Annotated in this window: 22 protein-coding genes and 1 pseudogene; 18 read left to right on the top strand and 5 right to left on the bottom strand. The window is 42.5% G+C overall.

The annotated features are described in order from the left end of the window. The first annotated feature begins 89 nt into the window (after window positions 1-89). From yfkAB to ACFWMP_RS05925, 11 genes and pseudogenes are all read left to right on the top strand, one after another. Window positions 90-1,226: a radical SAM/CxCxxxxC motif protein YfkAB gene (gene yfkAB, locus ACFWMP_RS05975; RefSeq protein ID WP_379422512.1), complete on the top strand. Its 1,137-nt coding sequence runs from the start codon at window positions 90-92 to the stop codon at window positions 1,224-1,226. Window positions 1,227-1,277: 51 nt separating this feature from the next. Next, window positions 1,278-2,606, top strand: a complete 1,329-nt coding sequence (locus ACFWMP_RS05970) for a hemolysin family protein (protein WP_339248482.1) — start codon at window positions 1,278-1,280, stop codon at window positions 2,604-2,606. 164 nt (window positions 2,607-2,770) lie between these two features. Beyond that, window positions 2,771-3,451, top strand: a complete 681-nt coding sequence (locus ACFWMP_RS05965; RefSeq protein WP_060624606.1) for a response regulator transcription factor — start codon at window positions 2,771-2,773, stop codon at window positions 3,449-3,451. Continuing rightward, window positions 3,448-5,202: a sensor histidine kinase gene (locus ACFWMP_RS05960; protein WP_339801989.1), complete on the top strand. Its 1,755-nt coding sequence runs from the start codon at window positions 3,448-3,450 to the stop codon at window positions 5,200-5,202. Before ACFWMP_RS05965 ends, ACFWMP_RS05960 begins: the two co-directional genes overlap by 4 nt. A 41-nt stretch (window positions 5,203-5,243) precedes the next feature. Further along, entirely contained in the window at window positions 5,244-5,768 is a 525-nt protein-coding gene (pssA, locus tag ACFWMP_RS05955) for a CDP-diacylglycerol--serine O-phosphatidyltransferase (RefSeq protein ID WP_379422509.1), read from the top strand. Window positions 5,769-5,775: 7 nt separating this feature from the next. Further along, window positions 5,776-6,270: a DedA family protein gene (locus ACFWMP_RS05950; RefSeq protein ID WP_042186384.1), complete on the top strand. Its 495-nt coding sequence runs from the start codon at window positions 5,776-5,778 to the stop codon at window positions 6,268-6,270. Between the two features lie 48 nt (window positions 6,271-6,318). Continuing rightward, window positions 6,319-7,335, top strand: a complete 1,017-nt coding sequence (locus tag ACFWMP_RS05945; protein ID WP_042186385.1) for an AI-2E family transporter — start codon at window positions 6,319-6,321, stop codon at window positions 7,333-7,335. Between the two features lie 201 nt (window positions 7,336-7,536). Then, entirely contained in the window at window positions 7,537-7,755 is a 219-nt protein-coding gene (locus tag ACFWMP_RS05940; protein WP_042186387.1) for a spore coat associated protein CotJA, read from the top strand. A 3-nt stretch (window positions 7,756-7,758) separates the two neighbouring features. Further along, complete coding sequence (locus tag ACFWMP_RS05935) at window positions 7,759-8,025, top strand: spore coat protein CotJB (protein ID WP_042186389.1); 267 nt, start codon at window positions 7,759-7,761, stop codon at window positions 8,023-8,025. A gap of 50 nt (window positions 8,026-8,075) precedes the next feature. After that, a complete protein-coding gene (locus ACFWMP_RS05930) occupies window positions 8,076-8,645 on the top strand; it encodes a manganese catalase family protein (protein WP_042186391.1) in 570 nt (189 codons plus the stop codon). 155 nt (window positions 8,646-8,800) lie between these two features. Continuing rightward, a pseudogene (locus tag ACFWMP_RS05925) lies at window positions 8,801-9,872 on the top strand (amino acid permease). Between the two features lie 60 nt (window positions 9,873-9,932). Here ACFWMP_RS05925 and ACFWMP_RS05920 read toward each other — a convergent pair. Together ACFWMP_RS05920 and ACFWMP_RS05915 are read right to left on the bottom strand one after the other, a co-directional pair. Then, on the bottom strand, window positions 9,933-10,565 hold the full coding sequence (locus ACFWMP_RS05920; protein WP_339248484.1) for a LysE family transporter: 633 nt from the start codon (window positions 10,563-10,565) through the stop codon (window positions 9,933-9,935). A 114-nt stretch (window positions 10,566-10,679) separates the two neighbouring features. Beyond that, window positions 10,680-11,195, bottom strand: coding sequence for a DUF3231 family protein (locus ACFWMP_RS05915; RefSeq protein ID WP_076284173.1), 516 nt, complete (start codon window positions 11,193-11,195; stop codon window positions 10,680-10,682). A 272-nt stretch (window positions 11,196-11,467) separates the two neighbouring features. Between ACFWMP_RS05915 and ACFWMP_RS05910 the strand changes: the two genes are divergently transcribed. Next, window positions 11,468-11,830 carry an MmcQ/YjbR family DNA-binding protein gene (locus tag ACFWMP_RS05910; RefSeq protein ID WP_042193530.1) on the top strand — a complete coding sequence of 121 codons (363 nt, stop codon included), beginning with the start codon at window positions 11,468-11,470 and terminating at the stop codon, window positions 11,828-11,830. Further along, the gene (locus tag ACFWMP_RS05905; RefSeq protein WP_042186397.1) at window positions 11,827-13,206 is read left to right on the top strand and encodes an MATE family efflux transporter; all 1,380 of its coding nucleotides are present in this window, start codon (window positions 11,827-11,829) and stop codon (window positions 13,204-13,206) included. The genes ACFWMP_RS05910 and ACFWMP_RS05905 overlap by 4 nt, the downstream gene beginning before the upstream one ends. 132 nt (window positions 13,207-13,338) lie before the next feature. Here ACFWMP_RS05905 and pgmB read toward each other — a convergent pair whose 3' ends face one another. Together pgmB and ACFWMP_RS05895 are read right to left on the bottom strand one after the other, a co-directional pair. Continuing rightward, window positions 13,339-14,031: a beta-phosphoglucomutase gene (pgmB, locus tag ACFWMP_RS05900; RefSeq protein WP_379422504.1), complete on the bottom strand. Its 693-nt coding sequence runs from the start codon at window positions 14,029-14,031 to the stop codon at window positions 13,339-13,341. A gap of 20 nt (window positions 14,032-14,051) precedes the next feature. Further along, complete coding sequence (locus ACFWMP_RS05895) at window positions 14,052-16,340, bottom strand: glycoside hydrolase family 65 protein (RefSeq protein WP_379422502.1); 2,289 nt, start codon at window positions 16,338-16,340, stop codon at window positions 14,052-14,054. A gap of 111 nt (window positions 16,341-16,451) precedes the next feature. Here ACFWMP_RS05895 and ACFWMP_RS05890 point away from each other — a divergent pair, with 111 nt between their 5' ends. The 4 genes from ACFWMP_RS05890 (at window position 16,452) to ACFWMP_RS05875 (ending at window position 21,383) form a co-directional block, all read left to right on the top strand. Next, the gene (locus ACFWMP_RS05890; protein ID WP_379422500.1) at window positions 16,452-17,201 is read left to right on the top strand and encodes an AraC family transcriptional regulator; all 750 of its coding nucleotides are present in this window, start codon (window positions 16,452-16,454) and stop codon (window positions 17,199-17,201) included. A 959-nt stretch (window positions 17,202-18,160) separates the two neighbouring features. Further along, the gene (locus ACFWMP_RS05885; RefSeq protein WP_379422498.1) at window positions 18,161-20,125 is read left to right on the top strand and encodes a hypothetical protein; all 1,965 of its coding nucleotides are present in this window, start codon (window positions 18,161-18,163) and stop codon (window positions 20,123-20,125) included. A gap of 18 nt (window positions 20,126-20,143) precedes the next feature. Then, window positions 20,144-20,557 carry a hypothetical protein gene (locus tag ACFWMP_RS05880; RefSeq protein WP_379422496.1) on the top strand — a complete coding sequence of 138 codons (414 nt, stop codon included), beginning with the start codon at window positions 20,144-20,146 and terminating at the stop codon, window positions 20,555-20,557. Window positions 20,558-21,242: 685 nt separating this feature from the next. Further along, window positions 21,243-21,383, top strand: coding sequence for a hypothetical protein (locus ACFWMP_RS05875; RefSeq protein WP_379422494.1), 141 nt, complete (start codon window positions 21,243-21,245; stop codon window positions 21,381-21,383). A gap of 242 nt (window positions 21,384-21,625) precedes the next feature. On the opposite strand, the gene ACFWMP_RS05870 is transcribed toward ACFWMP_RS05875, so the two are convergent. Further along, a complete protein-coding gene (locus tag ACFWMP_RS05870) occupies window positions 21,626-21,961 on the bottom strand; it encodes a cyclic nucleotide-binding domain-containing protein (protein WP_379422492.1) in 336 nt (111 codons plus the stop codon). Between the two features lie 668 nt (window positions 21,962-22,629). Here ACFWMP_RS05870 and essC point away from each other — a divergent pair. Further along, window positions 22,630-26,625, top strand: coding sequence for a type VII secretion protein EssC (gene essC / locus ACFWMP_RS05865; RefSeq protein ID WP_379422490.1), 3,996 nt, complete (start codon window positions 22,630-22,632; stop codon window positions 26,623-26,625). The last annotated feature ends 15 nt before the right edge of the window (window positions 26,626-26,640 follow it).

Below are 26,640 nucleotides of genomic sequence, written 5' to 3'. Positions count from 1 at the left end.
CTAACGTGGTATGATATAGGGTAAGTCATCGTTCTTTCTTCATGATTTTGGGTTAATAATAGGAATAAGATTTAAAGGAGCTAGTGCAAATGAATGTTTTAAGACCATTAACATCTTCACCGAGGGAGCTGTCGCCAAGTTACGATCCATGGGATCCAATCACTTCTCTACGTAAGCATGGCCGCCATGTGCTAACGAGTGTGGAATTCACTGTAACCAATTTATGCAATATGCGGTGTGAGCACTGTGCTGTTGGTGATAGTCTAACCTCCAAAGAAGGAGATATGCTACCGCTTAAGAATATGCTAGACCGTTTAGAGGAAGTTGAGCATCTAGAAACTATTAGTATTACGGGTGGAGAGCCCATGTTTCGCGCCGGAACGGTGGATAATATCATTGTGCCATTGTTGAAATATGCCAAAGAGCGGGGAATCAGATCACAAATTAATTCTAATCTGACGATGCCGTATTCCCGATATGAGAAGCTGCTTCCATATCTGGACGTTATGCATATTTCATTTAATTATGTGAACGGTGACGATTTTCATGAAGTAGGTTTTGCGAACAGTGGTCATGCGGTTGCCAAGGAAGCCGCTTACCGGCTATATAATACAATGATTGAGAACTCTCGCCAACTAAGTGAGGATGGTATGTTAATTTCTGCGGAAACTATGATTAATTACCGTACCCACACTAAGCTGCCTGAAATTCATAAGCTGATTCTTGACATGGGAGCAAAACGCCATGAAGTTCATCCGATGTACAATTCGAGCTTTGCTTCCGCTTTGCCAGTGTTATCTTTAAATGAAATGCGGACAGCGATCCATTCGTTACTGGACCAGCGTGATCCAGAGGTATGGATGTTGTTCGGCACGCTTCCGTTTTTTGCTTGCAGCTTCCTTGAAGAAGATCAGAAATTGCTAAGTAGAATGCGTGCAGAGAAGAATGTTACGCTTCGTAACGATCCGGATGGTCGGAATCGTGTGAACGTAAATATGTTTACTGGAGATGTTTTCGTTACAGATTTCGCTGATATCGCAGCCTTTGGGAACATAGACAGCCAAAAACTGGATGATATATTTATCGATTGGCAGACGAAGCATCCGCTGAACCAGAAGGTGAATTGTTACTGCGATGCAGCAGGTTGTTGCGGACCTAACCTGTTAGTAGCGGATATGTATTATCCGGAAGTTGATTTCAAAACTAGAAAAGCGATCAATCTGTAGAAATGAGGCGTTGTTAAAGTGGCGCATACGGAATTTGAAGTAGGGAGATTAATGCTTAATCTTTTGCTTGTTCTGGTGCTCGTATTATTGAACGGTATTTTTGTAGCAGCGGAGTTCTCATTAGTTAAGGTCAGGCAGTCTCGTCTGACCCAACTTGTCAGTGAAGGTAATAAAATGGCTGGATATGCACTCAAGGTAAATAAGAGACTGGATTCTTACTTATCTGCCACCCAGTTTGGGATTACACTCGCGTCACTGGGATTAGGCTGGGTCGGTGAGCCGGCCATTTCAGAGCTGCTCGTTGAACCGTTAATGTATAAAATGGGGATTACCGACGGTACTCTGATTTCTACTGTTTCTGTTGTTATCGGATTTTCGATTATTACATTTTTACATATTGTACTTGGTGAGCTTGCACCGAAATCGCTTGCGATTCAAAGAACAGAAGGATCTGCGCTACTACTCTCGGCACCGCTGATGTTCTTCTATAATCTCTTTATGCCTTTTATCTGGATACTGAATGCATCGGCGAACGCATTGCTTCGTTTAGTGGGTGTTGAGCCCGCGAATGAGAGTGAGGCAGCCCACTCGGAAGAGGAAATTCGTATTCTTATGAATCAGAGTGCTAAGAGTGGTGTCATTGATAAAGATGAGATGAAGCTGATGGATAACATCTTTGAATTCTCTGATCTTCTCGCTCGTGAAGTCATGTTGCCTCGTACGGATATGGATGTGCTGTACAGCAATCTTTCGCTCGAAGAAAATATGAAGATTATTACCGAAACAAGACATTCACGTTATCCGGTTGCTTTTGAAGATAAGGACCGTATTATTGGTTTTATTCATATTACCGACCTGCTGTTTGCTCCACCTGAGCAGCAGAATGATCTTACGACGTTGGTTCGACCAATCCTTAACGTGCCGGAATCGATGGAGATTAGCCATACGCTTCGTTTTATGCAGAAGAATAAAGCTCAGCTTACGCTAGTTGTCGATGAATACGGCGGTACAGCCGGGCTACTGACAGCAGAAGAAATTCTGGAAGAAATCGTAGGCGATCTGCATGACGAATTCGAAGATGAGCGTCCGAGTGTGGAACGCAATGGAGATTATATTTCCGTTGAAGGCCGGATGTTGATTGAAGATGTCAATGATCTTACGGGTGTAGTGATCGAGGATGATGAAGTGGATTCCATTGGTGGCTGGTTGTTTAAGGAGCTGGAGGGGAATCCAACCAAAGGAAAACGGGTTAAAGTAGAAGATGTGATATTTGAAGTCGAGGAATCGACAAGATTGCGGATTACTCGAATTAATATCCATCGGGAACCCCCTGTTGAGAACGAAGAAAATCCATCAGAGCCGGACGGAAATAAAGAATAACCTATTGAAAATAGTAAAGTATTGTTCCGGATGTTCAGGGATAAAATGAACTCCTCCTGCTAGAGCTGCATGGCTCATGACAGGAGGAGTTTTTTGTGGACACATAAAGGACATAGCGTTCGACTATGCTAATATTTATAAATGGTTTGAAAGCGGGGTCTAGATTGAAAAAGAAGCTTCTTCTCGTTGAGGATGAAATTCGTATTCGTGAACTGGTGTCTGATTATTTCATACAGAATGATTGGGAAGTACTCGAAGCCGATAATGGAATAGATGCATTGGTTTGGTTTGACTCACTGCTGCCGGATCTGCTGATTTTGGATATCATGATGCCTGCTATGAATGGCTTTGAAGTATGCCGTGAAGTTCGTGAAAAATCAGCGGTACCTATCATTTTGTTAACCGCCAAGTCTACGGATGACGACAAAATCTACGGCTTTGAATTAGGAGCCGATGATTATGTTACAAAGCCATTTAGTCCAAAGGTGCTGGTAGCCCGGGCAAATGCACTTATGAAGCGTGTTGAAGGCTCTCATCAGCCTGAATCCAGCATAATAAAATTTGGTTCCGCGATGTTTAACACCTTAGCTCATCGCTTAGAGGTAGAAGATGCGGAAGTGGAGCTTACCCCTAAGGAATATGATCTTTTATGGCTTTTAATACGAAACAAAGGGATTGTCATTTCAAGGGATACGATCCTTAGTCGGATCTGGGGAATTGAATTTGAAGGAGATTCTAGAGTTGTGGACAGTCATATTAAAAAGCTGCGAAGTAAATTGGGTTATGAATCTCGGTTTATTCGTACGGTGATTGGTACAGGGTACATGTTCGAGGAAGAGGCATGAGAAGACGCGGAATTACTTTTAAACTGTTTGTGATGACCGTTATCTTTTTCCTCTGCTTTTATGGCATGGTGATTCTAAGCCAATTGCTGTTGTTTGACAATTTCTATCAGAAGCAAAAAGAGAACCGCGTGGAGAAACATCTTAAGAGCTTTGCTGCAAGATATATAAGCGAGCCGTGGGGAAGCACTCGAACCTCCCAGGAGCTCGTTCGGTTTATGCTGCGGAATAAAACACAAATGGTTATTTTGAAGCTGGACGGAAAAATGAATTCGGAAGATCCATTTCACATAAAGTTAATCGATGATGACGGAAAGAGTATGGTTGTCTCTTTATCCCTATTCATGAATCAGTACGGAGATGCGCTTAGAGCAGCGAACATTAAAGTAGATGATCAGCTCAGCATCGAAGGCGAACTACTGGATGAAGACAGTTCTTCACCCGCTATAATCTACCCTATAAGTATTACAAAAAAAGAGACCGGAACAATAGGGGATACGGAAGAGACTGGGATGATTCACGCTTCAGGTACTGTTACAGAAATTGTATTGCCTGATTTGAAAATATGGAATCCACGCCAGGGAATACTGTTTGAAGCTCTAGAGGAATGGTTTCCTTTGACACCGGCGCAGATAAACGACTTCAAGAATTTGAAAATACAGAAGCAAGACTGGATTGCTCCCTGGAGTGGGAGTCGTAATTCTGTGATTATTTTGCCTCTTAAACAAAGTACCGGAGAAATTGAACTACTATTCACAGTCACCTCATTACAGGAAGTCAAGGATTCGAACGAGGCGTTGCGTTGGTTCTTTTTATATCTGGGAATAGGCGGCATTGTCCTGATTTTGGTTCTTTCTCTCTTTTTTTCGAAAATGGTGACACGTCCGCTAATTAAGTTAAACAACATAGCCAAACGGATGGTTTCTCTGGACTTTACAGGGGACACATCGATTCGGCAGAAGGATGAGCTAGGCAGTCTTTCTAATAGCATGTTCACCTTATCACTAAGTCTGGATTCTGCTTTACGAGAGTTAAGAGAGGCCAATCAGCAGCTAGTTGAGGATATGGAGCAGAAACAAAGAATGGAGATCATGCAGCAGGACTTTTTTGCTAATGCCTCCCATGAATTGAAGACACCGCTCAGTATTATCAAAGGTTTTGCCGAGGGATTAGAAGACGGCGTTAGCGCCGGCAAGCAGGATCACTACATTAAGGTGATTATTGAGGAAGCAGATAAAATGGAGTTTCTTGTTAAAAATATGCTAGATCTAGCGCGGTTGGAGTCGGGCACGATTAAACTTCGGAAAACTTCCTTTATGTTAAGTGAACTGACGGAAAAGGTGACGGACAAGCTGGTTCACTTGCTGAGTGAAAAACATTTGGAGGTCATCATTATTCCTGCAAACGAATTACCGATATATGCTGATGTGAACTGGATCGAACAAGTTCTGCTGAATTTTATGACTAATGCTATCAGACATGCAGAAGAAAGAAGTTCTATCACCGTCAATATTGAGAGTCATGCCCAGACTATTGTGTTCACTGTTCAAAATATAGGAGAATCCATCCCCGAAGATCAGCTAGAGCAAATCTGGGAACGGTTCTATCGGTCTGAGCCATCTCGCAGTCGAATGACGGGCGGTACAGGTCTGGGGCTTTCCATTGCGAAGCGAATATTAGATATGCACGCTTGTCTTTATTCTGTGAAAAATACGGAGAACGGCGTCAGCTTTACTGTGACCTTTGAAGGTTAAACGGATCAACAAAAATACTACAATGAAAGGGGTGAAATCGTATGAAATTGAATTGGTTGCCTTCAATGTGCACACTTGCAAACTTGGGACTCGGATCACTATCTTTGTATTTCACGATTCAAGAACGATACAGCCTGGCTTTATTTATGATATTGCTTGCGGCAATATGCGATGTACTCGATGGATTACTGGCAAGGATACTGCAATGTACCAGTGAATTCGGTAAACAATTGGACTCATTGGCGGATATTATATCATTTGGTTTAGCGCCAACCTTCCTTATCTTATTGTATAGGTTAGAAGATGCTCACTGGATTGGACCTGCAGCTTCAGTATTCTTTTTGATCTGTGGTGCACTTCGTTTGGCCAGATTTAATCTATCGGCACCTTCCAAAGGGTTCGTGGGGATGCCCATTACTGCTGCTGGAGTCATTCTGTCGATGATTTCTTTACTAGATGAACGCATAAAACCAGGACTAGTCATCGTATTAATGGCAATACTGTCCGTAATGATGGTCAGTCGTATCCCATTTCCGTCACTTAAAAAATCCTTCAACAGGAAGTGATACACCCATGCCTTGGATTATTGAGATCATTTCGCAGTACGGATATTTAGCCATATTTGCCCTTATGGCACTTGGGATTATCGGACTTCCTGTACCGGATGAGGTGTTAATGCTGTTTGTAGGCTATTTATCCTCCGTTATGGTTTTGGACTTTTCACTTTCGGTATTGGTTTGTTTCATGGGATCTATCACCGGAATGCTTATCAGCTATACCATTGGTTTAAGACTAGGGCAACCTGTGGTAGAAAAATTCGGCAAGTGGGTTGGCCTTACACCCAAGCGTTTTGCCAGTATGAAAAGATGGTTTTTGCGGTTCGGCAACTGGGCGATTTTCATTGCCTATTTCATTCCCGGTCTGAGGCATGTATCAAGCTATATCTCTGGAATCAGTGCTATGTCTTTCAAAAAATATATACTCATAACGACTGCAGGAGCGCTAACCTGGTCACTCCTTTTTGTTTCCATCGGTTTTTTTGTGGGGGCTAAGTTTTCCTTTTTATAGCCAATGGATGATCAGCAATATTAATCGCAATCGAATGGAGCAAGATCTATGAATGTATTGAAGCGATTCTACGCGAATATAACCACCAGGCGTTTTTTTATTCTCGCACTTATCGGGTTGCTGTTGTTCAGTATTCGAGGGATGCTTAATCTGGTGTTACTGACGTTTTTGATTGCTTTTGTCATGAACAGCTTTCAGACATTGCTTAGTAAACGAATTGGTAAATTTATGAAGGTTAACAGTAAGGTGATTATTGTCATTTTATACCTCGCTTTAATCGCAGTGATTGTACTGGCCCTTGCTAAGTATCTCCCTAAAGTATTGGAACAGATTAAGCAATTAACCATCTTCCTTACCAATCTCAAACCAGAAGATCTCCCGCAGAACAAGATTACATTGTATTTGTATGATATGCTCAGGGACCTTAACTATCAGTCCTATATAAAAAGAGGTATCGATTATGTGCTGAAGGTTAGCAACTGGGGTGCGACTTTCGTTATATCGACCATTCTAAGTTTTGTGTTTATTCTGGAGAAGAACCGGGTCGTCAGTTTCACTTCTAGAATGAGAGAGAGCCGAATTGCCTGGTTTTATATAGATCTGGAGTATTTTAGCCGAAAATTCATTGTTTCCTTTGGGAAAGTAATTGAAGCGCAAATTCTCATTGCTCTGTTCAACACCTGTCTTACTATTATTGGTTTGTGGCTGCTTAACTTCCCATATTTATTTGCCTTATCGATCTTGATTTTTCTGCTCAGTCTCATTCCGGTGGTTGGTTTTTTGATTTCGCTCATTCCGCTCCTAATCATCGGCTACAACATCGGCGGTCTGACAACAGTCACTTATGTGCTGGCGATTATTGCGGTATTACATTTTATCGAAGGCTATTTCTTGAATCCCAAGTTGATGTCCACAAAAATGAATTTGCCGATGTTCTACACCTTTATCGTGTTGTTGTTTTCTGAGCATTATATAGGTGTCTGGGGACTTCTTCTTGGCATTCCCATCTTTGTTTTTATGTTGGATATCCTTGAGATTACCCACGAAGATTCGTCAAAAAAATGAAGTCTAGATCTTAATATTCAATAAGATCCAAGTTATAAGCTGTTTTCGGTACTTTTCCGAAGGCAGCTTATTTGTTGTGCAATTGTATGACAATCTTGCTCCAGTGCTTTTTTTATAAATAACGTTTTATAATGTGTCCTGCTGTCATAAGTTAGCTAAGGGAGTAATAAACAAGGAACAGGAACAAAGGAGGTAAGAAAAATGGAATCACAGCTACGGAGGTATACCCCGTTTAGGGGCCCGTTTGATCCTTGCCCACCGGTACCATTCAAGACATATGTAGTTCCACCGAATCAGTTCATTAACTTTCAGCCACCCGATCTTCCGCAGTTTAGTTTACAGGAAGCTTTGAAGTATGGCACGCTCTGGCCAGCACTGTTCAGCCCGTATGAATCTAAGTGCAAAGGAGGAGGAAAGTAGACTATGGAGGCAAACCCTTGCGATCAACGATATTATGAAATGCTTGAACAGCTGCAGACTCTTGATTTTGCCTTGGTGGAGTTAAACTTATATCTGAACACTCATCCAGATGATTTAAGAAGTATTGAACAATTTAATCAGCTGACTCAGGAACGTACTAAGCTAGCGAATCAATTTCAGGAATTATATGGTCCGCTGCAGAATTTTGGTCGCGCTTATTCGAAATGTCCGTGGGAATGGAATCAGGCTCCTTGGCCTTGGCAGGTGTAAGAAGTGTGTACTGTAAGGAACTAAGTTTCTAGAGGAGGGGAAGTTCCCGAATGTGGATATATGAGAAGAAGCTGCAATATCCGGTACGGGTCGGTAAATGTGATATCCGGATGGCGCGTTATTTAAGTGAGCAATACGGAGGAGCCGACGGTGAGCTCGCCGCAGCCCTGCGCTATATGAATCAAAGATACACGATTCCGGATAAAGTTATTGGCGTTTTGAACGATATTTCTACAGAAGAATTCGCCCACCTCGAAATGATTGCCACGATGATCTACAAGCTGACAAAGGATGCGTCGGTTTGCGAATTAGAGGAAGCTGGATTAGGACCGCATTTTGCAGCACATGATCATGCCTTGTTCTACAATAATGCCTCAGGCGTACCTTTTACAACGGCTTATATTCAAGCTAAGGGTGACCCACTGGCTGATCTTTATGAGGACATTGCGGCTGAAGAAAAGGCTCGGGCTACATACCAGTGGCTGATTGATATGACGGATGATGTGGATCTGCAGGATAGCCTTAAGTTCCTGAGGGAGCGGGAAATTATTCATGCGATTCGGTTTAAAGAAGCTGTGCAGATTATTATTGATGACCGGAATCAGAAGCGGGTATTCTGAGTGATACTAAAAAAGAGTAAAGCGACCAATAGGTCGCTTTACTCTTTTTAAATTTATACGTCTGCATGTAGTTAAGAGTATAAGGACAGCTTATTGGAGTGAGAGTAAAATTCAGAAGGTGAGCTTATATCTTCTTTACAAAAGGACTGAATTCTTTGAACCAAGCTTCTCGTAATTCAAAAAATGAAAAGAAATTGAAGTGGTGGCAGTTAAGCTTATTAGGCGTTGCAGGTACAATTGGAACCGGGTATTTCTTAGGTTCAGGCTTAGCGATTTCTATAGGCGGGCCTGCAGTACTGATCGCTTACATCTTGGCTGCTATTGGAACGTATATAGTATTTGATGCTCTTTCACGTATGACAGCAGAACAACCAGAGCAAGGATCTTTTCGTTCATATGCAAAAAAAAGCGTTTGGTAGCTGGGCGGGTTTCTGCAGTGGCTGGGTTTATTGGTTCTCGGAGTTGTTAATCATGGGTAGTCAACTAACTGCTTTATCTATTTTTTCGCGCTTTTGGTTCCCAGCGGTACCTAAAGCCGGAGGATGCACCAAAGAAAGGAAAGGTTATGCTGATCGCTTTGGTTATTGTATACATCTTGTCTATTGGTCTAGCTGTATCATGGTGCCGTTTAGTGCGTTTAACTCAAAAGAAAGTCCGTTTGTTCTAGCGCTAAGTAGTGATCATTTGGCTTTCGTGCCTCATTTATTTAACGGAGTGTTGATTGTCGCTGGCTTCTCTACAATGACTGCGTCACTCTACGCTGTAACTTCAATGATGATTACCCTGTCTCAAGAAGGAGATGCGCCGAAGTTATTTTCTCGGAAGTGGAAGGATAAATATCCTTTTTATGCCCTTACTTTGATCACCGTTGGGATTACGGCGGCAGTGGTGATGTCACTATTGTTACCAGGAAAAGTGTATGAGTATATCACTACTGCGGTTGGGTTAATGCTGCTGTACAATTGGTCGTTTATCCTGCTGTCTTCTGGAAAACTGTTAAAAGGAAGTTGGTTTAGCACGATTAAACGTTGGCTAGGATTGCTGCTCATTGGGCTCGCGGTCACAGGTACTCTTTTTCATTCACTCAGCCGCCCAGGGTTATATATTAGTCTGTTGCTTGTCACACTGATCGCCGTGTGTAATTGGATCGTGACACGTGTTCGTAAGAAATATACCGTTGATACGGAAAAGGAAGCGAGTAAAGGAAATTTATTGTTAGAAATTTAGGGAATAATAGATTACTCAAAGGGTCCGACAAAAATCATTAGACCCCCAAAAAAACAAAACTTAATGAAAAAACAATAGCTGAGCAGCTTGTATACCAAAATAAAGCCCAAAACCAACAAGCGAAAGACCTGACAGCACGGAGATCGATTTTAAAACACGGATTGTCAGGACTTTACGAAACATGCTTGTGGCGACCGCCATAGATACATCCCAGATCAAAATTCCGAGTACAATAGCTCCGCTATAAATCAACAGCTGTTGCATCGGATACTCCATGGCCGCTTTGGCCAAAATGGACCCGTATATCCCTAGCCAAAATAATATGGAAAGCGGATTGAATAAAGACATCAGTAAACCGGACCAATAAGACTTAGTTAAAGATGAATCACTGCTTCTCATACCGGGTTCAGAAATCACACCAGCATTTTTAATGCTCTCTATGCCCGTATACACCAGCACAAAGAAACCAAATAACCACAAGAATGCTTTAATAAAAGGGGATTCGAGCAGATGGATCACCCCAAAGTAAACTAGTAACATGAATATGATATCAGCACTTATGGCTCCAAGCCCCACTACCCAAGCATGCCAGAAGCCCTTACGAATTCCATTGTCCAGTTGAGCGGCATTAATAGGACCAATAGGTGCGGATAGCGAAAGACCAAGAAAAATATATCCTATGAAAGTATTGATAGCATTCCCTCCTCTCTAATGTTTGTGTGTAGTACTAGCCTATTCAAAGGAAACATTTTGTAGGACAACCCAAAAAGGCCTCCGATTTATCGAAGGCCTTTTCAGGGTACAATCTTATTCAGACTCTGGTCTTTTTACCTGAAGTGGGGGAGGAATTAACCAACCTTTTTTCTTGCTCAAATTGAGGATTTTAACGCCTATCGCTGCTTTAGTTAGGTGATATTTTGCAAATAATGCACCGATATCTTCTCTGATAGAAAGACCCATAACCTGACTACAAGCTACCAATCCTGTAGCAGTGTCAGCAGCAATTTTAGCAGCAATCTCGGGATCCGTGAATCGTGCACCTACAGGAATATCTTCAAGCTTGGCTTCGGGTCTATTCGGCATCGCTGGTACTGAAGCAATCCCGTTATCTGCCAGCAGCGTATCACACTCACTAACCTCAAGCTCGGCTTGATCAATTAATGCGCCTAATACTTTTTTGAGATCATTATCACCGGCATGATACAAGTAAGCTCGGTAACACGAAAGGGCCCCCTTTGCTACCATCGAAGCTTGCCATACACTAAAGATCTCTCCATAATGCATCGGTTCATCCTTGGGGTTGCCACCTAAAATTCCTGTCATAAAAAAGCTCCTTTATATTTAAATTTAAACGTATGTAGTATGCCCATAAATGTTCAGATGTTGCAGTTTTCGTCTGCTTCAAAAAATAAGAGCTACCCAAAACTATGAAATAGCTCCTTTGGTTAGCTCTTAATTAACAATCCTAGATAAGTTCATGATTTCCTCCCTGAGAAATTATGCAGAAACTGCTCAGCAGAACAAAATGATATAATTAAGAAACATGGTTAATGGCAGAAATGATCAGATTGTTGATCAGCAAAGGAGAGAGAGAGTTGAAGAATAACATCATCGAATATTGTTTGAAAAAGAAAGGGGCGACTCAGGAGCATCCGTTTGGGCCTACTCCATTGGTCATCAAAGTGGCTGATAAAATGTTCGCACTTATTTTTGAGGAAACAGGGAAGGTTGTTCGCTTAAATCTAAAATGTGACCCGATCATTGCGGAGAACTTAAGAGAGCAACATGATTGCGTTCGACCAGGCTTTCATATGAATAAAAAGCACTGGAATTCAATCATGATCGATGGTTCCTTGTCAGCGTCGGATGTCTTTGACATGATAGACCATTCCTACGATATGGTTGTCAAAAAGCTTCCTAAAAGCCTCCGGGAAGCTATATTGGAAATGAATAAATGAATAATCAAATGAAGGATCGTTTTGCCAACCAAAGTATACCCAAGCTTATTTTCTTATTGGCTATTCCTGCCGTTATAGCTCAGCTAATCAATGCCATGTACAGTGTAGTTGACCGGATGTTTCTTGGAAGAATGGAGGAGGGGGGAACGCTAGCCTTATCCGCTATAGGGATATCTTTTCCGATCATTATGTTGATTTCAGCATTTGCAGCTCTAATCGGAGCTGGTGGGGCACCCCTAGCTTCCATAAAGATGGGCGAAGGAGAACATAAAAAAGCAGAAGAATTACTGGGAAGTTGTTTTACTATGCTGCTGATGGCATCCATAATCCTAACCGCTTTGTTTCTTATCTTTAAGTCGCCATTCTTAACGTTATTCGGGGCGAGCCACGATACATTGCCGCTAGCCAACGATTTTTTAAGCATTTACCTTCTAGGAACTGTGGCGGTGCTCATTTCTTTAGGATTAAATCCGTTCATTGCAGCACAAGGATACGCCAAAACAGCCATGCTCACGGTATGTATTGGAGCGGTTGTGAATATCGTCCTTGACGCCATTTTTATTTTTGAGATGAATATGGGCATTAAGGGTGCAGCGTTGGCAACTGTAATTGCCCAATTTATTTCGGCTATTTGGGTATTAGGGTTCTTAATCTCTAAACGAGCTCATCTGCGCTTGCGTCTATCGAATATGCGCATTAAACCTAAAGAAGCTGCAAGTGTACTTGCATTGGGGCTTTCTCCGTTTATTATGATGTCGACCGAAAGTTTAATTCAAATTGTATTTAACACGTCCTTAGCTAAATTTGGAGGCGATATGTACGTTGCTGCCATGGGGATTATGGGCACGCTGATGCAAATCTTTGGGACGTTGTTATCTGGTTTTGCGCAAGGGGCACAGCCTATTATTAGCTATAATTATGGAGCTCGCGATTTCGCACGTGTAAAATCCACCATTTTATATTGCAGTGTTTTTTGCGCAGCTTTCGGATTGTCGATGTGGGGCGTGGCCATTTTTGTTCCGAAGCTGCCCATTATCATTTTTACCAATAATCCTGAGCTTGTGGCTCTGACAGCTAGATTAATGAAGATATTTTTCCTTGGCACTTGTATTTTTGGTATTCAATTAGCGTTTCAACAAGTATTTATTGCTTTGGGACAAGCACGAGTTTCTATTTTTATCGCGATCTTGCGTAAGATTATCTTGCTTATTCCATTAGTACTTTTGCTCCCGACATTTATTAGCCCGAAAACAGATGCAGTGATTATTGCTGAGCCTATTGCTGATTTTTGTGCGGCACTGACTTGCTGTGTTTTATTTGGACTCACTATAAAGAAGCTTTTTAAAGATAGGTCTGATAAAGCTGGAATGCTGTGAGGATGCCCGCAATGGCGAATAGAAGTCGGTGTTCTGAAAAGTATATTTCAAACAAAAGCCGGCAAGCTCCCTTTAGGAGCTTGCCGGCTTAGTTTGTGACTTACATATATTGAGACTGGGAAGCCCAATTATTTAGCTTACTCTATTCTTTATAGCAGCGAACTGCTGGTTTAGCTCAGAGTAGTTAAGTTCAGCAGTGTGGTTCAAGTTCATATCAGCGATGGACAAGTTCTCCTGTAAGGAGATATATACAGCGAACATACCTGCCGCTTTGATCGCTTCTACCCCGGCGACTGCGTCTTCAACCCCGACGCAAAATTGCGGATCTACACCAAGCGCATCGGCGGCGGTCAGGAACACTTCCGGGTCTGGTTTGTTGCGAGCAAGCTTTGCTGCATCTACAATAACTCCGAAGTCTTTCTCCATACCTAGAAGGCGGATAACTGTAAAGGCATTTTTGCTAGCGGAGGCAATGCCAGTCTTCACTCCATGGTTCTTCAGCTCGGCGAGCAATTCAGAAATGCCAGGCAGCACATCGGCCGGGGTTACCTGCTGAATGAGCTGCTGATAAAACTCATTTTTGCGGTTCGCCATCTCCTCAATCTCTTCGGGAGAGTAGGTGTGCGGAGTTGCCGCTTGTCCAAGTAGCAACTCCAGTGAGGCTATGCGCGATACACCTTTGAGGTTCTCATTGAATTCTCGGGTGAACGGGAGGCTCAGCTCTTTCGCAATCATGCCCCAAGCCTGATAATGGTATTCTGCGGTATCGGTAATAACGCCGTCTAGATCAAAGATTACGGCTTGAATTTGAGATGTTGCATTCATTGTGTATCTCTCCTTATGAATTAGGCTTGCAACGCCTGAGTTACCGGCTTCTCGTTGCCCAGAGTTACCGATTGGCCGTAGAGAATTAGATCAAGTGCTTCACCCTCTAACAATTCCAGCTCCAGGCCTTCCTCGCGAATGGTTACAGCAATGAGACGTCCGCGGAAGGTGAGGCGGAAGTTATATTTCTGCCAGCCCGCAGGTAGGGACGGAGCGAGCGATAGGCCGTTTTCCTTAAGACGTGTTCCGGCAAAACCGTACACAATGGCCATCCACGTTCCACCCATATTAGCGAGATGTAATCCGTCTTTGGTGTTGCCGTGTGTATTATCGAGATCCAGTCGTGCAGTCTCGATAAAGTAGTTATACGCCTTGTCCTTGTATCCGATTTTCGAGGCCATGATGCTAAATATGCAAGAGGACAGAGAAGAGTCATGGGTAGTGATTTGCTCATAATAATCATACGATTTGCGAATCGTTTCTTGCGACTGCTCGTCTTCCAGCAAGTAATGAGCCAGTACGGTATCCGCTTGCTTGCAGACTTGATAACGGTACAGGGTAAGCGGGTGGTAATGCAGCAGCAGCGGATGTTTCTCCGGTGGTGTATTCTCGAAATCCCAGACTGCTTTGCGTAAAAAAGTATCATCCTGCGGGTTAATGCCTAGCTTCTCGTCGTAAGGAAGCAGCATGGCATTCGCCGCCTTCAGCCAGCTGTCTGCTTCTGGTCCAGTTACATGCAGGCGCACACACAAAGCTTGGAATGCAGCCTCGTCATATTCTTGAAGCCGCGCAAAACTGCGTGCCGCCCATTTTAAATTATGTTTGGCCATTACATTGGTGTAATAGTTGTTGTTCACAAGACATGTGTATTCGTCCGGTCCAGTCACTTCATCGATGTGAAACTTACCTTCGTAGTAATGACCGATCTCCATCCAAAGCCGTGCTGTCTCAAATAGCACCTCGGCGCCGTATTCGAGCAAGAAGGTGTCATCTTCTTCCGCTAGATGGTATTGGATATAGCTGTAGGCTACATCGGCGCTGATATGATATTGAGCTGTGCCGGATGGGAAGAAGGAGGAACATTCCGTACCTGAAATCGTTCGCCATGGGAACAATGCACCTTGGGCGTGGCCCATCTCTTTAGCACGTTCCCTTGCCTCCTCCAGCTTGGAATACCGGTACAATAGGAGCTGCCGGGCCAAGTCAGGCGAAGTCATCAGGAACACAGGGAACATATAAATCTCCGTGTCCCAGAAATAATGGCCTTCGTACCCTTCACCGGATAAGCCTTTAGCGGAGATGTTGCTATGCGCGTCTCGTCCGGCTGATTGCAGCAGCTGATAAAGGTTGAAACGTATGCCCTCCTGAAGCGACAAGTCGTTCTCGATGACTACATCGGAACGCTTCCAGAAGTCAGCCAAATAATGCTCCTGCTGTTCCAGCATGTCTTCAAAGGAGAGGTGCTTCAATGATTCTTGTACCTGAATACCGGTATCTACAAGCATTTGCTCATGTCGTAGTGTATCGGTATAGACATTCCATTTGGTCAACGATAGTGGCCCAGACAAGGAGGCGTTTGCCGTCACTGTAGCATCGGTTTCTCCAGCCTGAGTTTCAACCTGCCATTCACCTTCCCATTCATGCCTGGTAACACAGGAGGTCCGCAGGGCCGAAGCCATCGTCACGTTCTCCAGGCATACATATTCACCCCGAGCTTCGCACGCTACTACACTCAGGCGTTTGGAATGTCCTGCAGCTACACGCGGGTCATTCGGGTTCGTATAGTTGCTAACATCGCCATTTACACGAGAGACAACCCGGATTGGACCGGTGAAATTGACAGGCTCAACAGTCAGATGAATGGCAAAAAGTTCACGGGTAGTGAAAGAAACGAGTCTACGGAAATGCAGCTTGAGTTCTTTACCGGAGGGGGATTTCCAGTGGATTTTACGCTCCGAGTATCCCTTGTCCAGATGGAGGTTACGCTCATAGGCGAGGACATTCTCTGCTGTAAGTGCAAATGGCTCCATATCTTCGCCTATATAAATATTTATCCCTTGGGAATCTATAATATTAACCAGTTTTTGCTGGGTACCTGGAAAGGCGAATAGCTTCTCCCCATAGGGAATGTCAATCACATCGTGAAAGGCGTTCAAATATGTTCCGCGGATACTGCGGATTTCTTTATCGGAATACCCTTCTTCAAAATTGCCACGCACGCCCAAATATCCATTCCCCAGCGCAAAAATACTTTCCAAATTCAGTAGGGTATCTGCCGACAATCCCTGATTGGCAATGCTCCAGCTCATGCTTATGTTTCCTCCCTTGATGGTTATGAATTGAATTTTAAGTCCGAAAGGGCTAGAATTATACTAAATTATTTAGGATATTATCAAAATTTTTAGGTGAGGTTAACAAGTATGGATCAACTTAAAGGACAACATAAACTGCCGGAATATTGGTCCACACGTTCTGTGGAGCTGTCAGAGGGATTTGTCCATCCTCCGCTGGATTATGAACATGAGCTTTTGGAAGCGATCCGACTCGGTGACGAGAACCGGGCACTGGAAGCACTGCATAGAATTAACGCAATGGAAGCTGCTACGCTAGCCCGATATCCGCTGCGCTCCAAGAAAAACGCTATGATTGCATCCTGCACCTTGTTTACACGTGCGATTATCCGGGGTGGTGTTGACCCTGAGACAGCTTTTCAGCTGAGTGATACGTTCATTCGTGCGGTGGAAGCTACGACGGAGCTTGAGGCACTTCATCGATACGAATATGAAATGGTCCTGCAATTCATTACAGTGATGCGCCAGCAAAAGGAGAATCTTCACTATTCACATATTGTCAATCTATCCGTATATTTTATACGCGAGCATTTGTTTCAAGATTTGAACCTTAGCCTGATCTCTCGGCATGTCGGTGTGCATCCCAGTTATTTGTCCGACCGCTTCAAGCGTGAAACGGGCATGCCGCTCACGGAATTTATCAACCGGCGTAGAATTGAGGAGTCGCAGTCGATCCTCATTCACACGAATCAGTCTATTTCCGAAATCGCTTTGATGTTTAAGTTTTGCAGCCAAAGTTACTATACACAGTTATTTAAAAAATACACTGGCTTGACCCCCAAGCAGTTTCGTAGGGACGGTGGAGCAATTACGAAATGAGAGAAATTGAATCATTAACGATCCCTAAAATTTGCTGTCCATGCTTCCCTGGTTGGGTACTGGATAGCTCTTCTTACGTTACAGCTTCAATAGTAAATCTACTAAATAAGTAAGAGAGATGATCAGATGGCCATTTATTTGGAATTCCCACGACTGGATAAAGCCTTTCCGTACCGCTGTATTTAGAACGATGGCAGTATATTAACTACACCACATTGGCATAAGGAAATGGAAATTATCTGGATTGTTAAAGGGCAAGCTTGAAACCCCTAATTGGTTTACTTTTATTGATCATGAATGGGATGCACTACAAAAAGATTTCCTTTGAAAAGCCTCTCGATGGTTTGTTAGTTGATCTACTCTTGATATTTAGAAAAGGGAATCCCAATTAAGAATGTTACAATGTTTCTTGATCCTGATAGCCATAAAATCACAGAGATTTATATATATGTACAAGTATTCCCTCAAATGAATGAACTCAAATGTAGATTAGAGGAGAGTTATTCTGATTTACTTGTTAATGTTAGCAATGAGTTTGTGATTATTTTTTTATTAACAGATACATAGGAGGTTATAAAATAACCCATTATTCAACCAGTAACACACTTAATCCATGTAATACAGGTATAGAGATTTAGTCATTTCCTTTGTACGCTCATCAACTCTTGAATTTTATAACTTACATAATGCAATAGCGTTACGTCTAGCAGGTTGATTATGGTCAGATACCACCATAATCAACCTGTTTTTTTGCTATCTACTTATTCTTACATCAGTGATTAGAATCAAAAAAATAAAAGAAAGGATTTAGAGTAAAATAATGGGAGGTTAAGCCGATATATAGGTTAGGTGTGCGCTCCAATTACTTAGGTTTTTAAAGATGAAGTAGTACATAAAGACCTGAGGGGTCGAAGGAAGTAGTGCATTGGATGGTCTAAGTGTAAGAACTGGAGTCATAAATGGCATTGGACAAAATGGTATTTAAAGAAGATGAAGTCGAACGCCTGCAGACAAAAATCAGACAGGTAAGCCAAGATACCAACCGGCTGTACTTGCAGCTGAGAGGTCAGACCAATAACTGGGGGGGTATTCCGCTGGGTTCAGATTTGATACGAGCTCAGACACTTATCAATGAACTGACGGTAGAAGCTGAAAAGCTTGAAGATATTATTCGTTTTGCAGTAAAAGGTGTTCAAGGTGCACAGGATGAGAACAAGAGGCAGGCTAATCAACTTTTTCAGCAGTTTAGCACTCTTGGAGGGATGTTCGGAAAACTTGGGGGAGGCAGTGCAAGTGGACAGTTTCCGATCCCAACGTATGCCCAGAAGATGGTCACGAAACTGATCACCTCGATTGCTGCTTTAATGGGACGGGATGAGTTGAATAGCGATCCTTTGGTGCAGAAACTCCAAACAACGGTTAAGAATTCCGGGCTGGGAACGATCGACTCTATTGCAGCCCATAGCAAGCTGATGGATATCTACCAGGCACGGGATCAAATTGCAAAAGCGCAGACCGCATATAAAGTCTATCAAGCGTTTGGAAACAAGGCTCAAATGGACGCAATGCATAAGCTGGCGGAAGACGCACGCCAAAAGCTGAAATATCTAGGCATAGACGAAGTCCATTACCAAGCAGGTAAGGATCTAAGTGGTTATTTCAAGAAACCAGCGGTTAAGGCGTGTGATTATGATCCGTCGATTACTACCAGCAGCGTACCATTAGTTCAGAATGAATCGTATCTGCTGATGCTCCGAATGGCGATGGAACCAGGAGATCAGGGAGCCTGGGCTAAGCGCCAACTCGTAGGGGAACGACTGAATATTCCGCCGATGGAGCTTCCAGATGGGACACCGATTACCGCATATAACAATAAGAATGAGATAACACTCAACTATTTTAATGCGCATGTATTAAAACCTAACGAAACCAATTCGTTATCGGCATATTATTTGTGGTTGGAATCAACCTACGGAATGACCGAATGGCGGAAAAAAGTGTTACAAGCGGATGCGGTTACGCGGGCATTTGTAGGATCTCTTATCGAGGAAACCGTTATGGGTGTAGTGGATACAGTGACGTTTACATTCCATTTTGTCATAGACCCGGAGAAGACGACACAGGAAATGGCAGATACAGCATCTTATCTCATGCAACATCCAGAAGTATTGGCAGAAGCAGCGAAGAAGATGTATCATAACTTTAATGAAGGAACGCCGGAGGAAAAGGCTTCCATGCTGGGTGCAGCTGCTTCTGTATTGGTACCGGGGCTATCTGTGACTAAGGGTACAAAGGTAGGAAAAGTGGCCGATGGGGTACAAGATTTTGCCACTAAAGCGATGGAAGGCGTGAAAGACCTTAATAAAGTCATTCAGAATTCCGGACACTTGGCTGAACTCCCGAAATTCAAGCCATTTTTAAGCACGCCAGAAGGTGTGCCTTTCAGTGTAGGAAAGATCCCCATGGATTCGAATCCACTGCCCAAAACATTTGTGCAGGAGCATTATATAAATGAGATGAATGGGTTTGGGGATGTGAAAGGTGGTAAGGTTGAGGGGACGGGACAATCTGCCAATAATTTCAAATGGGGAAATCCTAAAAGTACTCCCACGTATGGTCATACTTTTTCAGAGCACGGTGCTAAGAAAAATCCATATCAGCTTATAGATAGAGCCAGAGGGAAGGGACATCAAATCAGCCAATGGCTTGATGAGAACAGTGCGGCAGATTTTCTTGCAGAGATGGCGAAAAAGGGCCCTGGTGTTCATGAAGTTCAATTACCATCATCTATTAAGTCGAGAGGATACTTGCCAGATGGTACTGAAATAAAACCTGATATGGCTAGAGTGATAGTGAAAGAGGATGGTGGAATTAGGTGTGCTTTTCCATATAGCAGTGCTCATCCTTCAGGAATAGGAAAATAATTAAAAGGAGCAATAACCATGGAGAATGTATACCCGGAGTATGTTACTAAGAGTGCTGTAGAAGGTCTTGTAAAGAAAATTAAATTACCGGCTCCTGATGAATTTTCACAAGACTGGGAATATGAAGTGTCGGACTCTTCAAGAATAACCGAATTCTTATACGCCTATGAAAATATCGAATTAAACATAGACGAAAAGTTTGCTTTAATGATTATTATTATTTCATCATTCAATGATGCTATATTAGAAAGTAAGGCTGAGGAGAGTTCAGCTAGTCTGATCAGATATCATCTTCTTCAAGATATTAGTATTCATAAGAATACTATTTATTATTGGTCGATGTTGGATGAGGATGATCTGGAAAATTCTCATGCTGTAACATCTTTCATGAGGGAGATTGCATATGTCGCCAAATTAGATGGTCGAGACTAGAGTTGTTAGAGGTACTTAATTTAGCTTAGGCTTATTAAGGTTTTTTCTTCGTTGGGAGCTACTCAGTGCCGAATAAACCTATCAATCAACCAGTAACACACTTAACCTATGTAATACCCGTATAGAGATTTTGTCATTTCGTTTGTACGCACAGTAATGCTTGAAAGTTATAACCTAATTAACAATAAGGCGTTACATAGAACAGGTCGATTATGGTCAGATACCACCATGATTGACCTGTTTTTTGTTACCTTTGTTATCTGCGGTTTTTTCAAAATTAATCGTACTTGTTAAATATTATATAACTATAGTGATACTGAAAAAGAAAAAGCGCACCTTTTAAGATGGAGAGCACGACAACTATAGTAAGGTGTTATTCAAAGAATAGGACTTTGTCCGTAACATAACTGACACTTGCAAAGATGATGTCGGTGCAAGAAAGAAATCTGGTAACGACCAGTCAACATATACAGGTAAGTTAACTAATTAGAATTCCGAGCACTTAGCTGAACTCCCGAAATTCAAGCCATTTTTAAACGCACCAGAAGGTGTGCCTTTCAATGTAGGGAAGATCCCGATAGAGTTGGGAGGTTTATGAATGAGAATAAGCGTAACTTGATAATGCTGTTGTTGTTTGCTTTGACGATTTATACATTCAGCCTGTGGTGATAAAAAAGTTGAGATATTGTCCATTGATGAAGTACGTGATCTAGCTCAGCAAGGCGAGGTGTTGTCGTGGATGGATTTTGAAGGTTATCTCTATGAAAACGTTGGTTCAGGTTGTACATCCGCAAATATGAAATCAATGATGACTACCATGTATTAGTTGGTGGCGGAAGTGTTGATGCAGCTCCTCTGTATATAAATCTTGTCAAAAGAAACGGAGAAAAGATCGATATCCGTTATGATGACATCGATCATTTTATCCTCAATTGAATGATGGACTTTTAGGTTATTCAAATCTTATTTCGTTAGATAACTCATCCAAATGCTCCCAATCGAGTACAACAATTTCTTGCTTAACTTTATATAAGATCTCCATGTCGGTGAGCCGCTGAATGACACGGTTTAAATGGCGATGGGAGTCTCATTCAAAGAGGCTATATCTGGGATGTATGGCGTCTGAATTTTTTTTCCAAACTCCCGTTGTAGCTGTATCGTTAATAAATAACTTGCAAGTCGTTCCTCGACAGCGCCTAGTAAGTTCGTTCGTGATGCGGATGTGTAGGTTAGAAGCTTGTAAGAAAGATGTTTCTGCATTAAATCTTTAAAGCTATGGTTATCCATTTGGTCAGATCCAACCTTTTGTTTTGAGATAAATAAGAGGGTGGTTTGCTGTACGGCTTCCACTTGTGATTGGACCACAACCTCTTGCGAGTATTCAATGTCCCCGAATAATGACAAGGGTGAGCAGAACCGTAATAACAAGGATTTTCCTGTTCCCACACTAGAAGAAACCTTAATACGCCCCTCAACTTAAAAATAAATTCCGTCCAGCTCATCCCCCTCACGTAAAATGATCTCATTCTGCCCGTAAACACTACATCAGGCAGCCTCTTACGAGGTTGTCTGTTTACATTTGCTTAAACATATATGAGATTTGATACCGGGAAATAGTTCGAGTTAGCAGGGATTTCCTAGTTTTTTCACGGGTTAATTCCTTCCAAATGTATGAATTCACTCCAGTTTGGTAGAAATGGTCTAATACATAGGGTCTAAAATGGAATATTGGATACAAAAAACTCGTAATTTTAGTCCTGAGAAGTAAGATGAACAAAAAGAAATAAAAAAAGTAAATGTGCCAAATGTCTTAAATTATATCAAAAAGAAAGTGCGATGAGGTGACCTTAGAACTGGATCTATGTACACTAGTAATTTTACTTTTATGAAAATAATGGTAATTTATTGGGGAGCTTTGAACCATTTTAGCAAAAAATGTTATGGAAAATATAAACTATTTAGTCGTCGAACCGATAATGCAGTATGTATCTCCTAAATTGGAAAATAATTTATTTTTTATTTAAAATTTACACTATTTATTCTTGTTAATCCAAAATTCCTATCCAGTGGTGATGAAAAAGATGAGTGCTCAAGAAATGCTAACTAATCAGGTACAAAGAACCCCTCGAATTAAACCAAATTACCCGGAAGGTGAATTGGTTTTGGAGGATCCTGCCCGACCATCGGGAAAACCAACCTTCTCTTGGTTGACGATTATAGTCCCCCCCATCGGGATGTTAGTCATCTCTATATTTATGTCAACATTGACCAGGTCGTTTACCATGCTGATATCAACCATGGGTATGACTGTTCTGACGGTCATGGTTTCAATTTTGAATTATAAATCCAGTGTGAAAAAACATCATGAACAGAACAAAAAACTTGAAAAAAAATATCTCAACTACTTATTCCAGGTTCGTAATGATTTACAAAGTGCCGCCAGTACGCAACGAGAAGCCTATACATATATCCATCCAAGTATTCAATCCTGCGTAGAAATCGTACGGGGGAGAAGCAAGCAGTTGTGGGAAAAAACCGGAATTGAAGATGACTTTTTGAATCTCAGGGTTGGTGTTGGTATCCAGCCGATTGCTCTGGTGCCAATATATAGCTCGAAAGCGAAAGCAATTGACGATGACAACCCACTTGAAGAAATCGCCAGTAAAATATGCGAAGAGATGTATTTTGTGCGAGATATTCCGGTCTACATACCGCTAAGGAATATTAATACGCTCGGAATATACGGCAAACAGCAGGAGGTTCGTGATTTCCTCAATGGTGTTCTAGTTCATTTAACAACACACCAAGGCTACGATGATGTAAGAGTAATATGCGTGATGCAGCCTGATGATCTGGAACACTGGGAATGGTTGAAATGGTTGCCCCATACATGGAATAAAAATCGAAGCCAGAGAAGTTTGGCTACAACATCCTTTGATGCCTCCAATATTGCGGATGAATTACTTCCAGAGCTTAGAAAAAGAGAAGAAAACAGCACGAATGGTTATGGACTACAGCCAATGCAGACCCCGCATTATGTTTTTCTGGTTTTTGCTCCTGAACTGTGGGACAGCACGGATATGATGAAGTATTTGCTCTCGGGTAATGCTTCACTTGGGGTGACCAGCATTTTTACATCGGAAAAGATTGATGTTGCGCTGCCGCTGAATTCCCAGGCGATTCTGGAAATCAAGGATGGTAGGGGGATGGTTCGAAAAGATACTAATCAGCTGTTAAGTCATTTAGCGGATTATTTTTCTGCCGATTCTCTGGATAAAAAAAATTCAGAGTTTTTTGCCCGTTCTTTGTCTCCGCTCAGAATTAAGGAAGGTCAAAATAACAGCTATATCCCACCAATGGTGACTTTTCTGGAGAGCTTTGAGGTTGAGCAGGTAGAGGCTCTAAAGGTAATGGAGCGCTGGTCAAAAAACCAGGCTAACCGTACATTGTCCATTCCTCTGGGGCTCGGGGCAGGCGGGAAATTTCTTTTGTTCGATATGCACGAAAAAAGCTATGGTCCACATGGTCTAGTAGCCGGCACTACCGGATCGGGGAAAAGTGAGCTGCTTCAGTCTCTACTTTTGGGTCTGGCAGTGAACTTTCATCCGCATGAGATTGCTTTTGTACTGATCGACTATAAGGGTGGAGGAATGGCTAATGCTTTTCTTGGACTTCCACATCTGGTGGGAACAATCACCAATCTTGGCGGTAATCAGATCAATCGGGCCCTTGCCTCCATCAAAAGTGAGCTTTTGCGGAGACAGCGACTGTTCAGTGAAGCCGGAGTGACCAGCATTGATAATTACATCGTTCTTTACCGTAATAAAGAAGTTAACCTTCCCTTGCCGCATTTGATCATAGTGGTAGATGAGTTCGCAGAACTTAAATCAGATCAACCGGAATTTATGAAAGAGCTAGTCAGTGCGGCACGGGTCGGAAGAAGCTTGGGGATTCACTTAATATTGGCAACACAAAAACCTTCTGGCGTAGTTGATGACCAGATCTGGAGTAACTCCAGATTTAAGCTATGTCTGAAGGTGCAGACACCTTCGGATAGTCAGGAGATGCTAAAACGCACGGAGGCGGCAGAGATCAAAGAAAAAGGCCGTGGATATTTGCAAGTTGGTAATAATGAGGTATTCACTTTGTTCCAATCCTCCTGGAGCGGAGCGCCTTATCAAGCAGGGGAGACAGATCAGGATGGAAGTCCAAAGATGGATATCGTTTCACTAAGTGGTGAACGCAGAGCCCTGATTCCGAAGGGGAAAAACAGTGATCATGCCGGGCAACTAAGTGAGCTGCAGGCTGTGGTTAATCATATAGCTGCCATTTCTGCTGAGCAATCGATCGGAGAGGCCTTTCAGCTGTGGCTGCCTCCTCTTCCGGAGACTATGACTTTAGCGGATGTTATGGATCAGAATCAGATCTGGGATGGGCAATCATGGAAGCAGCCAGATCAGAATCTTATTGCCACCGTTGGACGAATTGATAATCCGTCAGATCAGGAGCAATACAATCTGGATATTAATTTTAATCAGGATGGACATTTACTGGTTTATGGAGCACCGAGCAGCGGTAAGACTACGCTGTTAAAGACAATTATCATGTCCCTCGCCTTGAAATATGAACCTGATTACGTTCATTTCTATATATTGGATTTTGGTACACGTACCTTGGGAGTATTCCACGAGCTTCCACATGTAGGGGATATTATTTTTCCAGAGGATGAACAAAAGCTTGGAAAACTGATCAGTTGGTTGTTGTCCCAATTGGATGAACGCAAACGTAAGTTTTCTCAGCTTGGAATCAGCAATTTGATCTCGTACAGTGCGGCCACTGGAGAGAAGGTTCCTTATATTGTTATTCTGCTCGATAATTACACAGGATTCTCAGAAGCCTATGATGACTTTATCTTAGAGCTTTCCAAGTTGGTGCGTGAAGGCGGTAATTACGGGATATACTTCGTGTTCGCTGCCAATGCTGTAAACTCTTATCCTTACCGAATCAGCCAGAATATTAAGCAGGCTCTAGTATATCAAATGTCTGATAGATTGGATTATTCCAGTATTCTGGGCAGAACAGAAGGGATGGAGCCAACGAATACCGTAGGGCGCGGACTGCTCAAAGATAACCGGATTCTGGAATTTCATACCGCGCTTCCTGTGGATGGCAGCTCTGATGATCAGATTGCTGCCTCTCTCCGCCGGATTAGTTCGGAGATGAAAGCAGTGGCAGGAGTGAATAACCCTGTGGGGATTTCAGTGATCCCGGACAAGCTTTCACTGGCAGAGCTTTTGGAACGTGTGCCGAAGGAACAACCGCAGGGGAATTATCTGGTACCGCTCGGGCTGGATTGGGATACTACACTTCCAGTAGAGATTAATGTAAAGCAGGTTAGCAATTTTGTAGTGTCTTATACTACTCAAAAGCATGTGGACTTTAGATTTAACGCCTTAATACAAGCTCTTGATAAATCGGCAGGCGAAGTAAATATGGAATTCCATCTGTTTGACAGTGGTGTTGTCAGTATACCGAGTCTGAAAGCTAGTTCAACGATTACGCGCTATATGAGTACAGCTGAAGAGTTTTTACAGCTCACACAATCTTTAGTGGATCAGCTGCAACTAAGGAAAAATGATGCCCGGCAAGCTTTTGCAGATGCCCAAAACCGTGAAGAGTTTGACGAGGCAGAGTATATTTTGTCTAAGTATCCGCTTCTCGTCATTGTAATGCCTCATCTTAAGTCCGCTTTTGATCTGATGGAGAATGATTCACTGGATCATTTGGAGCGGATAGCGAGGTTTGGCGGTGGACTTGGTGTAATGCTGCTGGTCGGCAGCGATTCGTTTGAACTGAATCAAATGCAATTGGTCACTGATTTTGCGGGTGAACTGATTAACAGTGGACATGCGTTGTTGTCCGATGGAAGACCCAATGATCATTTGTCTTATGCTCCACTACTCGAGAGTATGGAATACCATGAGCTGAACGAGGTATTGGATAATACTGAAGCGATACTGCTAACTGAGGGGGCCATTTCACGCCTCAAAATGATTACAGAACTATAGATAAGCAGGTGAAAA

This window comes from Paenibacillus sp. NPDC058367, assembly GCF_042723305.1.
Lineage (GTDB): Bacteria > Bacillota > Bacilli > Paenibacillales > Paenibacillaceae > Paenibacillus_AQ.
The sequence above is the reverse complement of the archived record's forward strand: the minus strand, read 5'-3'. Positions and strand labels throughout refer to the sequence as shown.

Coding starts and splice junctions, on each gene's coding strand:
- yfkAB (WP_379422512.1), top strand. CDS start 90: ATGAATGTTTTAAGACCATTAACATCTTCACCGAGGGAGCTGTCGCCA.
- ACFWMP_RS05970 (WP_339248482.1), top strand. CDS start 1,278: ATGCTTAATCTTTTGCTTGTTCTGGTGCTCGTATTATTGAACGGTATT.
- ACFWMP_RS05960 (WP_339801989.1), top strand. CDS start 3,448: ATGAGAAGACGCGGAATTACTTTTAAACTGTTTGTGATGACCGTTATC.
- pssA (WP_379422509.1), top strand. CDS start 5,244: ATGAAATTGAATTGGTTGCCTTCAATGTGCACACTTGCAAACTTGGGA.
- ACFWMP_RS05950 (WP_042186384.1), top strand. CDS start 5,776: ATGCCTTGGATTATTGAGATCATTTCGCAGTACGGATATTTAGCCATA.
- ACFWMP_RS05945 (WP_042186385.1), top strand. CDS start 6,319: ATGAATGTATTGAAGCGATTCTACGCGAATATAACCACCAGGCGTTTT.
- ACFWMP_RS05940 (WP_042186387.1), top strand. CDS start 7,537: ATGGAATCACAGCTACGGAGGTATACCCCGTTTAGGGGCCCGTTTGAT.
- ACFWMP_RS05935 (WP_042186389.1), top strand. CDS start 7,759: ATGGAGGCAAACCCTTGCGATCAACGATATTATGAAATGCTTGAACAG.
- ACFWMP_RS05930 (WP_042186391.1), top strand. CDS start 8,076: ATGTGGATATATGAGAAGAAGCTGCAATATCCGGTACGGGTCGGTAAA.
- ACFWMP_RS05915 (WP_076284173.1), bottom strand. CDS start 11,195: ATGACAGGAATTTTAGGTGGCAACCCCAAGGATGAACCGATGCATTAT.
- ACFWMP_RS05905 (WP_042186397.1), top strand. CDS start 11,827: ATGAATAATCAAATGAAGGATCGTTTTGCCAACCAAAGTATACCCAAG.
- pgmB (WP_379422504.1), bottom strand. CDS start 14,031: ATGAATGCAACATCTCAAATTCAAGCCGTAATCTTTGATCTAGACGGC.
- ACFWMP_RS05895 (WP_379422502.1), bottom strand. CDS start 16,340: ATGAGCTGGAGCATTGCCAATCAGGGATTGTCGGCAGATACCCTACTG.
- ACFWMP_RS05890 (WP_379422500.1), top strand. CDS start 16,452: ATGGATCAACTTAAAGGACAACATAAACTGCCGGAATATTGGTCCACA.
- ACFWMP_RS05885 (WP_379422498.1), top strand. CDS start 18,161: ATGGCATTGGACAAAATGGTATTTAAAGAAGATGAAGTCGAACGCCTG.
- ACFWMP_RS05880 (WP_379422496.1), top strand. CDS start 20,144: ATGGAGAATGTATACCCGGAGTATGTTACTAAGAGTGCTGTAGAAGGT.
- essC (WP_379422490.1), top strand. CDS start 22,630: ATGAAAAAGATGAGTGCTCAAGAAATGCTAACTAATCAGGTACAAAGA.